Annotated in this window: 9 protein-coding genes and 1 rRNA gene; 1 reads left to right on the top strand and 9 read right to left on the bottom strand. The window is 57.2% G+C overall.

Annotated elements, in window-relative coordinates; genetic code table 11:
* Positions 1-2: 2 nt before the first annotated feature.
* The 4 genes from ACDO57_RS21000 to metH all read right to left on the bottom strand — a co-directional run bounded on the left by ACDO57_RS21000 (position 3) and on the right by metH (position 6140).
* The gene (locus ACDO57_RS21000) at positions 3-320 is read right to left on the bottom strand and encodes a CcdB family protein (RefSeq protein ID WP_029740630.1); all 318 of its coding nucleotides are present in this window, start codon (positions 318-320) and stop codon (positions 3-5) included.
* Positions 320-613: a type II toxin-antitoxin system CcdA family antitoxin gene (locus ACDO57_RS20995; RefSeq protein WP_267217723.1), complete on the bottom strand. Its 294-nt coding sequence runs from the start codon at positions 611-613 to the stop codon at positions 320-322. The genes ACDO57_RS21000 and ACDO57_RS20995 overlap by 1 nt, the downstream gene beginning before the upstream one ends.
* Before the next feature lie 95 nt (positions 614-708).
* Positions 709-2340 carry a Na/Pi cotransporter family protein gene (locus tag ACDO57_RS20990; RefSeq protein ID WP_370884550.1) on the bottom strand — a complete coding sequence of 544 codons (1632 nt, stop codon included), beginning with the start codon at positions 2338-2340 and terminating at the stop codon, positions 709-711.
* Positions 2341-2456: 116 nt separating this feature from the next.
* Complete coding sequence (gene metH / locus ACDO57_RS20985) at positions 2457-6140, bottom strand: methionine synthase (protein ID WP_370884549.1); 3684 nt, start codon at positions 6138-6140, stop codon at positions 2457-2459.
* Positions 6141-6333: 193 nt separating this feature from the next.
* Here metH and iclR point away from each other — a divergent pair, with 193 nt between their 5' ends.
* The gene (gene iclR, locus ACDO57_RS20980) at positions 6334-7161 is read left to right on the top strand and encodes a glyoxylate bypass operon transcriptional repressor IclR (RefSeq protein WP_075201537.1); all 828 of its coding nucleotides are present in this window, start codon (positions 6334-6336) and stop codon (positions 7159-7161) included.
* Positions 7162-7183: 22 nt separating this feature from the next.
* On the opposite strand, the gene aceK is transcribed toward iclR, so the two are convergent.
* From aceK to rrf, 5 genes are all read right to left on the bottom strand, one after another.
* Positions 7184-8935 carry a bifunctional isocitrate dehydrogenase kinase/phosphatase gene (gene aceK, locus ACDO57_RS20975; protein ID WP_248166283.1) on the bottom strand — a complete coding sequence of 584 codons (1752 nt, stop codon included), beginning with the start codon at positions 8933-8935 and terminating at the stop codon, positions 7184-7186.
* A gap of 48 nt (positions 8936-8983) precedes the next feature.
* Positions 8984-10288, bottom strand: coding sequence for an isocitrate lyase (gene aceA / locus ACDO57_RS20970; RefSeq protein WP_024906665.1), 1305 nt, complete (start codon positions 10286-10288; stop codon positions 8984-8986).
* 31 nt (positions 10289-10319) lie between these two features.
* Positions 10320-11921, bottom strand: coding sequence for a malate synthase A (gene aceB / locus ACDO57_RS20965; RefSeq protein WP_370884548.1), 1602 nt, complete (start codon positions 11919-11921; stop codon positions 10320-10322).
* Positions 11922-12191: 270 nt separating this feature from the next.
* Positions 12192-13121, bottom strand: a complete 930-nt coding sequence (metA, locus tag ACDO57_RS20960; protein WP_024906663.1) for a homoserine O-succinyltransferase — start codon at positions 13119-13121, stop codon at positions 12192-12194.
* A gap of 174 nt (positions 13122-13295) precedes the next feature.
* Positions 13296-13398: ribosomal RNA gene (gene rrf, locus ACDO57_RS20955) — 5S ribosomal RNA — on the bottom strand; the annotation flags it as partial.

Here is a 13398-nt window from a genome sequence, read left to right as displayed (position 1 = left end):
TGTTAGTAACCGTTGATCAAAAAATCGAGTGCATCCCGCAATGAAGCACGGTTTTGCGTAAGATCGGCGACACGCTCGCCTAACTCTTTTGGCGATATGCCTGCCATCATGTGCATCATTACCACACAGGGTTTACCCGCTATCTCAACGACAGGGCACACTTTCGCAGGTGGCTGAATGCCTCCCAGATGGCTAAGTTCAACTGCGGGGGCGACCAGAACATGCTTCATCACATTAGCCACGGGATGCTGCATATTGATTAGCCAGGGATAGGCAGTTTTCCCCTTACCTTCATTCTCATAAGCAAAATATTGCTCCATCAGAACGACCTCTGAAAGTCACTAAAGGAGCCGTTTTCATCAACCCATTGGTTAATGGCCTCGATAGAAGCTTTATTTTCTGCTAACCACTCTGCACGCTGATGCGCACGAAACTGCTCCTGCAGTGCAGCCGTGAGCACGGCAGAGAGATTAAGTTTAAGCCGTCGCGCCTCTTCAAGGATTTCGGGCGACAGGGAAACATTCACTGATTTTTTAATGCTATTAGCACCGCGCATGAGAACCCCCATTGGAATGCGCATGAATTGGCGAAGTGTAGCGTAATAATTGAGCATTTTCTATTCCCTTAAAAATGTAAGGGTTGAAGAATAAATTGCTCTTTATGGGGAATCACGCCTCACAAAACCGTTTTGCGAGGCGCTTTCAGAGATTAATACTCATCCCGCTCGTCGTCTTCATCCGGCTGTTCCATCACGCTGTACGCCACCGCGCAGAACAATGAGTTGAGGCGCTTCATATCCCCCAGCAGTCCCAGGTGGAGTGAGCTGGTTTCGATACTCTGCACGTTTTGCTGGTGCAGACGCTCAACGTGGGCGTGCGAGTAGCGGCGGTTAAGAATGCGGAATCGATGCTTGTTGCGGCGCAGGCGGCGCGCGCTCGGGACGTCGCTGGAAAAGAAGACCAGCATCGCCAGCTTCAGATTACTGACCAGCTGCTCGTGCAGCGCTTCCAGCTCCTTCAGGCCTTCAACGGAGAACGCCCGGCGTGCGGCCAGCGATTTATCGGCGATCTCGCTGCCCATGCGCTCAACGATATCGGAGGCCTGCTCAAGATTGAGCGACATCTCGATAATTTCCGCCCAGCGGCGAGACTCCTCTTCCGCCAGCTCGTCCTGCGGCATGCGCGCCAGGTAAAGCTTGATGGCGGTATAGAGCACGTTGATATCGTCAGCTAACCTGCGCAGCTCTTTCTCTTCACGCGGCTCGCCGTGCATCACCTTTTGCAGGCCTTCGAGCATGGTTTCCATTGCGTCGCCCATGCGCAGCGTCTCGCGCGCGGCATTCGCCAGCGCCAGCGCCGGGGTATCCAGCGCGGACGTATCCAGGTGCTTCGGTTTCAGGCGCGCATCCAGCTCCGGTTCGTCCTGAATGAGGCGTTCGCAGAAGCGGGCCATCGACCCGGCAAAAGGTACCATCGCCAGGCAGCGCACCAGGTTGTAGAACACGTGGAAATAGATCACCAGCTCCGCCTTCGGCAGCGGGAGGTTGTCCATCAGGTTCGCCAGCGGGTGTATAAAGGGCAGGATAATCAGGCTGCCCACCAGCTTAAACAGCAGGCTGCCGAGCGCCACGCGGCGGGCGGCGGCGTTGGCCGCGCTGTTATTGAGCATCGCCAGCAGGCCCGAGCCGAGGTTGGCACCGATCACCAGGCACAGCGCGACCGGGAAGGAGATCGCCCCAGCGGCGGTGAGCGTGGCCGTCAGCAGCACGGCGGCCAGGCTGGAGTAGCTGACGATGGCAAACACCGCGCCAATCAGCGCGTCGAGCATGATGTCCCCGGTCAGGGAAGCGAAGATGACCTGAACGCCGTTGGCCTCGGTAATAGGGGTGACCGCCTGCACAATCAGCTCCAGCGCCAGCAGGATCAGCCCCAGGCCAATCCCCACGCGTCCAAGCTGGCCGGCCCGCGTCTGTTTGCGGCCGAGGAAGAAGATCACGCCTATAAAAATCAGCAGCGGTGACAGCCAGGAGAGATCGAACGTCAGGATACGCGCCATCAGCGCGGTACCCACATCAGCCCCCAGCACAATGACCAGCGCCGGGGCCAGCGCCACCAGATCCTGCGCCACAAAGGAGGTGACAAGCAGGGTTGTGGCGTTGCTGCTCTGAACCAGTGCCGTTACGCCAATGCCCGCGCAGAAGGCGAGCGGCTTCTTCTCAACGCTGCTGCTGAGGACGGTACGTAAACGGGCGCCAAAAACGCGCATCACGCCGGTACGGACGATATGGGTGCCCCATACGAGCAGTGCGACTGCAGAGAGCAGATGTAACAGGGTCAGCACGGAAGGTTTTCCTCCTTATCGTTATTCGTTTTCCATAGGTTCAGTATAAGGGTTTAAGCGTAAGAAAGAGACAAGGCACCATTGAGGTGCCCTGTTTGTTGTAAGGAAAAGTGATTTTAGTCGGCGTCGTAGCCGAGATTAGGGGCCAGCCAGCGCTCCACTTCTGATACGCTCATCCCTTTGCGCAAGGCGTAATCTTCGATCTGATCCCGCTGCAGCTGCGCCACGGCGAAGTACTTGCTGTCCGGATGGCTGAAGTACCAGCCTGAGACTGACGCGCCCGGCCACATGGCGAACGACTCGGTGAGCTTCATACCTGTATGCGCTTCTACGTCCAGCAGTTTCCAGATGGTGCCTTTTTCGGTGTGTTCCGGGCAGGCCGGATAGCCCGGTGCCGGACGAATCCCCTGGTAATTTTCGCGGATCAGATCCTCATTGCTGAGGTTTTCGTTCGCCGCGTAGCCCCAGTGCACCTTACGCACGCGCTCGTGGAGGTACTCGGCGAAGGCTTCCGCCAGGCGGTCGGCAATCGCTTTCACCATGATTTTATTGTAATCATCGTGCTGCGCTTCGAACGCGTCCGCCAGCGCATCTTCTTCCAGACCGCCGGTTACCGCAAAGGCGCCGATATAGTCGGCTTTACCACTTAACTTCGGCGCGACGAAATCGGCCAGGCAGTAGTTGGCAAAGCCCACTTTCTCGGTTTGCTGACGCAGATGGCGGCTGACCGCCAGTACGTGAGTGCGGGTTTCATCGCGGTAAATTTCGATGTCGTCACCCACACGGTTAGCCGGGAACAGCCCCACCACGCCCCGTGGGTTGAGGGTCTTCTCTGCGCTCAGCGTGTCGAGCATGTCGTTGGCATCTTTAAACAGGCGCTTCGCCTCCTCGCCTACCACCTCATCCTCCAGGATGCGCGGATATTTACCCGCCAGCGACCAGGTCATAAAGAACGGCGTCCAGTCGATGTAGTTGCGCAGCGTCTCGATGCTGGCACTGACCTCCTGAACGCCCAGGCGATGCGCGACCGGCGGCGTATAGCTCGACCAGTCAAAGGCCAGATCGTTGTCGCGCGCCGCCTGGAGTGAAACAGGCGGGGTGCGCGGCTTCTTACGGCCGTGCTGGATGCGGACGGTTTCGTACTCTTTGCGGGTGCGCGCCACAAAATCGTCGCGCTGGGTGTCAGAGAGCAGCGCGGAGACCACGCCCACGGTGCGCGAGGCGTTCTGCACGTACACCGTCGGCCCGCTGTAGTTCTGCTCGATTTTCACCGCCGTGTGCGCTTTGGAGGTGGTCGCCCCGCCAATCAGCAGCGGAATGGTGAAGCCCTGACGCTCCATCTCCTTCGCCACGTTAACCATCTCGTCCAGCGACGGCGTAATCAGCCCGGAGAGGCCAATCAGGTCAGCGTTCACTTCGCGCGCGGTCTTGAGGATTTTATCCGCCGGGACCATCACGCCGAGGTCGATAATTTCGTAGTTATTGCACTGCAGCACCACGCCGACAATATTCTTGCCGATGTCGTGCACGTCGCCCTTCACGGTGGCAATGACCATCTTGCCGTTGCTGGAACCTTTCTCTTTGCTGGCTTCGATGTAGGGCTCAAGATACGCCACTGCCTGCTTCATCACGCGGGCGGATTTCACCACCTGCGGCAGGAACATTTTGCCTTCGCCAAACAGATCGCCGACCACGTTCATGCCGTCCATCAGCGGGCCTTCAATGACCTCAATCGGGCGGGCTGCCTGCTGGCGCGCCTCTTCGGTATCGAGCTCGATAAATTCGGTAATGCCTTTAACCAGCGAGTATTCCAGACGCTTTTTCACGTCCCAGGAACGCCACTCGGCCTGCTGAACGTTTGCCGCCTCATCCGATTTGCTGCCGCGGTATTTCTCCGCCAGGTCCAGCATGCGCTCGGTGGCGTCGTCGCGGCGGTTAAGGATCACGTCCTCGACGGCATCGCGCAGCTCGGCAGGAAGGTCGTCGTAAATCGCCAGCTGTCCGGCGTTAACGATCCCCATGTCCATGCCGTTGCGGATGGCGTAGTAGAGGAACACGGCGTGGATCGCTTCACGCACCGGGTCGTTACCGCGGAACGAGAACGACACGTTCGATACGCCGCCGGAAATCAGCGCATGCGGCAGCTCGCGCTTGATGTCCTCGCACGCGCCGATAAAGTCCTGGGCATAGTTATTATGCTCTTCGATGCCGGTCGCCACGGCGAAGATGTTCGGGTCAAAGATGATGTCTTCCGGCGGGAAGCCCACCTCTTCGGTCAAAATCTTGTACGCGCGGCGGCAAATCTCGATTTTGCGCTCGCGGGTATCCGCCTGGCCCACTTCGTCAAAGGCCATGACCACCACGGCGGCACCGTAGCGGCGGACCATTTTCGCGTGGTGGATAAAGATATCAACGCCCTCTTTCATAGAGATAGAGTTGACGATGCCTTTACCCTGAATGCACTTCAGCCCTTTTTCGATGACTTCCCATTTGGAGGAGTCAATCATGATCGGCACGCGGGCGATGTCCGGCTCACCGGCGATCAGGTTGAGGAAACGCACCATCGCCGCTTCGGCGTCGAGCATCCCCTCATCCATATTGATATCGATAATCTGCGCGCCGCTTTCCACCTGCTGGCGGGCAACGTCCAGCGCTTCGCTGTACTTCTCTTCTTTAATCAGGCGCTTGAACTTTGCAGAACCGGTGACGTTAGTACGCTCACCCACGTTCACAAACAGGCTGTCGTCGCCGATGGTCAACGGCTCAAGGCCGGAAAGGCGACAGGCAACCGGCAGCTCGGGCAGCCTGCGCGGCGGCAGTCCGGCGACGGCGTTGCTCATGGCCGCGATGTGCTCCGGCGTGGTGCCGCAACAGCCGCCGACAATGTTCAGGAAGCCAGACTCGGCCCACTCGCGGATTTGCGCCGCCATGGTGTCGGCATCGAGATCGTATTCACCGAACGCGTTCGGCAGACCGGCGTTCGGGTGGGCGGTGACGTAGCATTCCGCGATACGGGACAGCTCCTGCACGTACTGACGCAGTTCATCCGGCCCCAGCGCGCAGTTAAGGCCAAAGGAGAGCGCTTCGGCGTGGCGCAGGGAGTTATAAAACGCTTCGGTTGTCTGACCGGACAGGGTGCGGCCGGAGGCGTCGGTGATGGTGCCGGAAATCATGATCGGCAGGTCAACGCCCAGCGCCTCAAACTCCTCTTTCACCGCGTAAATTGCGGCTTTGGCGTTGAGGGTGTCGAAGACGGTTTCAATCAGGATCAGGTCGGAGCCGCCTTCCACCAGCGCTCTGGTCGATTCGCGGTAGGCGGCAACCAGCTGGTCAAAGGTGATATTACGAAACGCCGGGTCGTTGACGTCCGGTGAAATCGACGCGGTGCGGTTCGTCGGGCCTAGCACCCCGGCAACGTAGCGAGGCTTGTCCGGCGTGCGGGCCGTCCACTCGTCGGCGCAGGCGCGCGCCAGCTTCGCGGCTTCCAGGTTGATTTCCGCCGACAGGGATTCCATCTGGTAATCCGCCATGGCGATGGTTGTCGAGTTGAAGGTGTTGGTTTCAACGATATCCGCACCCGCTTCGAAGTAGGCGTTATGGATATCCTTAATCACGGACGGCTTGCTGAGCACCAGCAGGTCGTTGTTCCCTTTCAGGTCGCATGGCCAGTCGGCAAAGCGCTCGCCGCGGAAATCGTCTTCACTCAGACGATAGCTCTGGATCATGGTGCCCATGCCGCCGTCCAGCACCAGAATTCGTTCATTTAACTGCGCACGCAGTTGCTCTACTTTGCTGCTCACACTTGCTCCCGACAACGCTCAACAAGGCCAAAAGGCTGCTTTCCATACTGGCACAATCTCGCAGGGTGGAAAAGCCACTCAGGGGTAACATGAGACATGTTCACCATCACTCCTCCGATCAGTCAGGATAACGGTTGCAAATTCACCAAATAAAACGAAAATGATTTCCACGATACAGAAAAAGGAGATCGCCATGGTCGCGACCGTTCCCGCCAAACGCGGCAGAAAGCCTGCTGCCACCACAGCCGCACAACAGGGCGGACAGGTTCAATCGCTCACGCGCGGTCTGAAGCTGCTGGAGTGGATAGCCGAGTCGCACAGCAGCGTGGCCCTGACGGAGCTGGCCCAGCAGGCTGGCCTTCCTAACTCCACAACGCACCGCCTGCTGACCACCATGCAGCAGCTGGGCTTTGTGCGTCAGGTGGGCGAGCTGGGGCACTGGGCGGTGGGCGCGCACGCGTTTATCGTCGGCAGCAGCTTCCTGCAGAGCCGCAACCTGCTGGCGATTGTGCACCCGATTCTGCGCAAGCTGATGGAGGAGTCCGGCGAGACGGTAAACCTGGCGGTACTGGACCAGAGCGACCATCAGGCGATTATCATCGACCAGGTGCAGTGCACGCAGCTGATGCGCATGTCCGCACCGATTGGCGGCAAGCTGCCGATGCACGCGTCCGGGGCGGGGAAAGCATTTCTCTCGCAGCTGAGCGAGGAGCAGGTGACGGGGCTGCTGCACCGTAAAGGGCTGCACGCCTATACCCACGCCACCCTGGTGTCGCCCGTGCATCTGAAAGAAGATCTGGCCCTGACCCGCAAGCGCGGCTATTCGTTTGATGATGAAGAACATGCCCTGGGCCTGCGCTGCCTCGCGGCCTGCATTTTCGACGAACACCGCGAGCCGTTTGCCGCCATCTCCATCTCCGGGCCGATTTCGCGCATGACCGATGACCGCGTGACCGAGCTTGGTGCGCTGGTGATTAAGGCGGCGAAAGAGGTGACGCTCGCGTACGGTGGGATTCGTTAAAATTGAGTGCGGCCTGATGCCCTCACCCCGGCCCTCTCCCACAGGGAGAGGGAGAAAAGCGGATGCAAAACCGCTGCTTGCGGCGGTATGCATACACATCTTCCACGTGCCCATTTCTGATCCGCGTTTGCAGTCCGCGCCAGTAGCTGGCGCGGAACAGATCGGCATGCATTTCTTCAAATAACGGCCCGATGCGCGGGTCGGCACACAGCCAGTGGCGAAACTCCTCCGGAAACACATCGCCCGGCGAGACGCTGTACCACGGCTCACCGGAAAGCTCATCTTCCGGGTAGCGGGGCGGTGGGATATCGCGGAAATTCACTTCGGTCATGTAGCAAATTTCGTCGTAATCGTAGAACACCACCCGCCCGTGACGGGTGACGCCGAAGTTTTTAAACAGCATGTCGCCCGGGAAAATATTGGCGGCGGCGAGCTGGCGAATCGCGTTGCCGTACTCTTCAATGGCATCCCGCAGCGCCTGACCTTCGGACTGCTCAAGCCAGATATTCAGCGGCACCATACGGCGCTCAATATAGAGATGGCTAATCACGATTTTGTCACCCAGATCGGTGATTTTCGCAGGCGCTTCCTGCATCAAAAGCGTCATGAGCGCCGGGTCGATCTGCTGTTTATCCAGCACAAAGTTTTCGAATTCCTGGGTATCCGCCATGCGCCCGACGCGATCGTGCTCTTTGACCAGCTGGTAGCAGGCGCGAACGTGCGCGGCGGTCATCTCTTTCTGCGGGGCGAATCTGTCTTTAATCACCTTAAAGACCCGGTCGAAGCCCGGCAGCGTAAAGACCAGCATCACCATACCGCGAATGCCTGGCGCTTCGATAAACTGCTCATCGGCCGTGGTGACATAGCGCAGGTACTCCCGATAGCTTTCCGTCTTGGCGTGCTTCTGGCAGCCAATCGCCATATACAGCTCGGCGGTGGTTTTACCCGGCAGGATCTCGCGCAGCCACTCCACCAGCGCGGCAGGCAGCGGGGCGTACACCATGAAATAAGAGCGGGCGAAACCAAACACGATGCTGGCCTCGGCGCCGGTGGTCAGGCAGGTATCGACAAACAGTTCCCCGTCGTCGGTACGGTGAATCGGCAGCAGAAACGGCACAATGGCGGTTGGCGTAACCAGTTTGCCCACCAGCCAGGCGGCTTTATTGCGGTAGAAAAGCTCGTTGGCCACCTGCAAATGGCTGTGGCTGAGCACCTCCGCGCCGAAGGCTTCATTGAGATGGGTATGAATATAGCCGATATCCCGGGTTTTATTCTCCCAGGGCAGGCGCAGCGGCAAATCCGTTAGCACGCGGTGCAGGAGCTTTTCCCATCCGCGATCGGGAAAGAAATCTTTCGCCAGCGGACGTGGGATGGTTCGAAAGCGCCGCTCGGGCTGGGAGCTGAAGATAAATAACCGCTCAGGAGATAATGAGCGGTGGTCAAATAACCGGCAATAGACGGAGTTGAAAAAGCTCTCCGCAATCTCGAAGCGAGGGTAGTCGGGTAACAAATGGGTGTAGTGCTCCTTCACGCGCAGTAAAAATTCCGCGTCGGGACTTTTACCGTCGGTAATACAGCGCAGCTGCTCCACCACCAGACCCACGTGGTGATCATAGAGATGGATACGCTGCTTCATGGCCTGCTGAACCGCATGCCAGTCTGCATGTTCAAAGCGCTGCTGCGCGCCGGATGTCACTTCAAGAAAACGACCATACTGGGCATCAAAGCCCTGCAAAATAGTTTGGGCAATCAGTAATTCCAGGCCACGCGACATATATTCCCCTTACCCAACCCTCTCCCCAGAGGGGAGAGGGGGAAAAGATTAGAACTGTGCTTCTTCCGTTGAACCCGTTAAGGCGGTGACGGAGGAGGTGCCGCCCTGAATAATCGTGGTCACATTATCAAAGTAGCCGGTTCCCACCTCCTGCTGGTGAGACACGAAGGTGTAGCCGTCTTTACCCGCGGCAAACTCCGGCTGCTGCACCTTCTCAACGTAGTGCTTCATGCCCTCACCCTGCGCGTAGGCGTGCGCCAGGTCGAACATGTTAAACCACATGCTGTGGATGCCTGCCAGAGTAATGAACTGGTATTTGTAGCCCATGTCGGACAGCTGCTGCTGGAAGCTGGCGATCGTTTTGTCATCCAGCTTTTTCTGCCAGTTGAAGGACGGCGAGCAGTTGTAGGCCAGCAGTTTGCCCGGGTATTTCGCATGGATGGCGTCGGCAAAGCGTTTTGCCAGCGCCAGATCCGGCGTGGAGGTTTCACACCAGACCAGGTCCGCGTACGGCGCGTACGCCAGGCCGCGGCTGATCGCCTGCTCAATGCCGGCATGTGTGCGGTAAAAGCCTTCGCTGGTACGCTCGCCGGTGATGAATTCGCTATCGTACGGGTCGCAGTCAGAGGTGATCAGGTCAGCCGCGTCGGCATCGGTACGGGCAATCACCAGCGTCGGCACGCCGAGCACGTCAGCAGCCAGACGCGCGGCAACCAGCTTCTGCACGGCTTCCTGGGTAGGAACGAGCACCTTACCGCCCATGTGTCCGCATTTCTTCACTGACGCCAGCTGGTCTTCGAAGTGAACGGCCGCTGCACCGGCCTCAATCATCGATTTCATCAGCTCGAAGGCATTCAGCACGCCGCCGAAGCCCGCTTCCGCATCCGCGACGATCGGCAGGAAGTAGTCAATAAAGCGCGGATCGCCAGGTTCGATACCGGCAGCCCACTGGATCTGATCCGCTCGACGGAAGGTATTGTTGATCCGATCCACAACCGACGGCACGGAGTTAGCCGGATAGAGCGACTGATCCGGATACATGCTGGAGGCCAGGTTGGCGTCCGCCGCGACCTGCCAGCCGGAGAGGTAAATCGCCTCAATACCGGCCTTCGCCTGCTGCAGCGCCTGACCGCCGGTCAGCGCGCCGAGGCTGTTGATGTAGCCTTTTTTAGAGCCACCGTGCAGCAGCTTCCACATTTTCGCCGCGCCATTTTGCGCCAGCGTGCATTCCGGATTGACCGAGCCGCGTAATTTCACCACTTCCTCCGCGCTGTAAGGACGGCGGATGCCTTCCCAGCGAGGTTGTGTCCACTCTTTCTTTAACTCTTCGATTTGTTGGGTACGGGTTTTCATGTGCAGATGCTCCATATTGTTATGTGGTGAGTTACGCCAGGAAGCGGTAGCCCGGCAGGGTCAGGAAGTCGATTAAGTCATCTGATGTGGTGATTTGCTCCATCAGGCGGGCAGCGTCGTCAAAACGCCCGCTGCTGAAGCGGTGTTCGCCCAGCTCGTCCTGGATCACCCGCATCTCTTCGGCCAGCATCTGGCGGAACAGAGATTTGGTCACCGGCTTGCCGTTGCTGAGCGTTTTTTGATGGTGGATCCACTGCCAGATGGAGGTACGTGAGATCTCCGCCGTCGCGGCATCTTCCATCAGGCCGTAGATCGGCACGCAGCCGTTGCCGGAGATCCACGCTTCGATGTATTGCACGGCGACGCGAATATTGGCACGCATGCCCTCTTCCGTCCGCTCGCCCGCACACGGAGCCAGCAGCTGTTCTTCAGCCGTTGGGGCATCCTCTTCGCGCGTAACAAACAGCTGGTTTTTATTGTCACCGAGTACGCTGTTGAAGACCTCCATCGCCGTATCGGCCAGGCCGGGATGGGCAATCCACGTGCCGTCGTGACCGTTACGGGCTTCAAGCTCTTTGTCGGCCTTCACCTTGTTGAGCACCTGATTGTTGCGCTCTGCGTCTTTGCTCGGGATAAATGCCGCCATGCCGCCCATCGCAAAGGCACCGCGCTTGTGGCAGGTTTTGATCAGCAGACGCGAGTAGGCGCTCAGGAACGGTTTATCCATGGTCACGACCTGGCGATCCGGCAGCACGCGATCGGGATAGTTTTTCAGGGTTTTGATGTAGCTGAAAATATAGTCCCAGCGTCCGCAGTTCAGGCCAACAATGTGGTCTCTCAGGGCGTGCAGAATTTCATTCATCTGGAACACGGCGGGCAGCGTTTCAATCAGCAGCGTGGCCTTGATGGTGCCACGCGGCAGGTTGAAACGATCTTCCGCATAGCTGAACACCTCGCTCCACCAGGCCGCTTCCTGCCAGGCCTGCGTTTTTGGCAGATAGAAATAGGGGCCGCTGCCTTTTGCCAGCAGGTTCTTGTAGTTGTGGAAGAAATAGAGTGCGAAATCAAACAGGCTGCCCGGAATAGCTTCCCCACGCCAGGTGACATGTTTTTCAGGCAGGTGCAGGCCGCGAACGCGACAGATCAGCACCGCCGGGTTCGGCTTGAGCTGGTAAATTTTGCCGGCTTCGTTGGTATAGCTGATGGTGCCGTTCACGGCATCGCGCAGGTTGATCTGCCCGTCGATAACTTTGTTCCAGTCAGGCGCCAGTGAGTCTTCAAAATCGGCCATAAAGACTTTAACGTTGGCGTTCATGGCGTTGATCACCATTTTGCGCTCTACCGGACCGGTGATCTCAACGCGACGATCCTGTAAATCTTCAGGGATGCCGCGGATTTTCCACTCGCCACGACGAATGGAAGCGGTTTCCGAAATGAATCCAGGCAACTTGCCATCGTCAATTTCCTGCTGCTGATGAATACGTGCCGCCAGCAGCTTATTACGCTGCGGCGTAAAGCGAGTCACCAGTTCAGTCAGAAATTCTACCGCTTCCGCCGTCAAAACTTGCTGTTCTTGCTCGCCATACGGCTGGGTAAAGGCCAGTTCATCGACCGTCGTTGCCTGTTGAGTCATTACTCTGCTCCTCATCAAAGATCCAAAATCACGCTCCCGATGCGAACGAAAGATCGTTGGGTAGTTTTCGCTCAGCAGAATTAAGACTATCTCTATTTTTTCCAAAATCAAAAACAATTTCCATTTTAATTGTAAATTGCAATTAATTATTTGATTTTATTGAGATTAAAGTTTGACTGAATGATGAGCGGTATTTCGGAAATAAAAAAGACACCCGAAGGTGCCTGATTTGAATAGCTGAAACGCTTTAGGATCGTTTAGTGCAGACGATTACTCCAGCGTTGGATTCATGTGACGCAGATCGTATGGCGTTATCTGATAGACGTAATAGTTGAGCCAGTTAGTAAAAAGCAAATTCCCGTGGCTGCGCCAGGTTGCTCTCGGTTTGTTTTGCGGATCGTCTTTCGGGAAATAGTTGTACGGGACATCCGGATTGAGACCCGCTTCGACATCACGGAAATACTCTGACGCAAGGGTATGCGGATCGTACTCAGGATGCCCGGTTACGAATGCAATGCGTTTATCCTTGCTGGCAAACAGATAAGCATCTCCATCTTCCGTTTCGGCCAGGATCTCCAGATCGGTGTAATCACGAATCAGCTGGGCCGGGAAGTCAGCGTAGCGAGAATGCGGGGCCAGGAAAGAATCATCAAACCCGCGCGTCAGCAACGCATGTGGATGGAGAATATGGTGTTCGTATACGCCGGAGAGCTTTTCAGTGCGGGTTTGCTTGGGGATGCCATAGAGAATATTCAGTGCGGCTTGTACCGCCCAACAGACAAACAATGTGGACGTGACGTGATCTTTTGCCCACTCCAGGACCTGTTTGATCTGCGGCCAGTAGGCGACATCGTTAAATTCAACCAGACCCAGCGGGGCGCCGGTCACAATCAGTCCGTCGAAGTTTTCACCCTGGATGTCATCGAAGTTGCAGTAGAAGTTGTTCAGATGCTCAGAAGGCGTGTTACGTGACTCACGGGCGTCGATTCGCAGCAGCTGGATATCGACCTGCAGCGGGGAGTTCGACAGAAGACGCAGGAACTGGTTTTCTGTTTCGATCTTTTTTGGCATCAGATTGAGAATAAGCACCTTCAGCGGGCGAATTTCCTGACCTGTCGCACGCGAAGCCGTCATGACGAAGACGTTTTCTTCACGCAAGAAATTGACGGCTGGTAGCTCGTCCTGCACCCGAATCGGCATAGCTTTATATCCTCACAGCATACGTATAAACGTTTAGACATCCAGATAGCTAACGATACCCAGAAATGGTTTGAATGTCGAGTCTGCAAGCAGAAGGTGAGAAAGTTTCAAGGAGGGGGAAAAACAAAAGCAAAAAACCCCGCACCTTACGGTACGGGGTTCTTCTTAATTGATGCCTGGCAGTTCCCTACTCTCACATGGGGAGACCCCACACTACCATCGGCGCTACGGCGTTTCACTTCTGAGTTCGGCATGGGGTCAGGTGGGACCACCGCGC

This window comes from Enterobacter cloacae complex sp. 2015409 (assembly GCF_041365315.1).
In the GTDB taxonomy this organism is placed as follows: domain Bacteria; phylum Pseudomonadota; class Gammaproteobacteria; order Enterobacterales; family Enterobacteriaceae; genus Enterobacter; species Enterobacter pseudoroggenkampii.
Note: the sequence above shows the minus strand (reverse complement) of the source record. Positions and strands in the feature narration are given on the sequence as shown.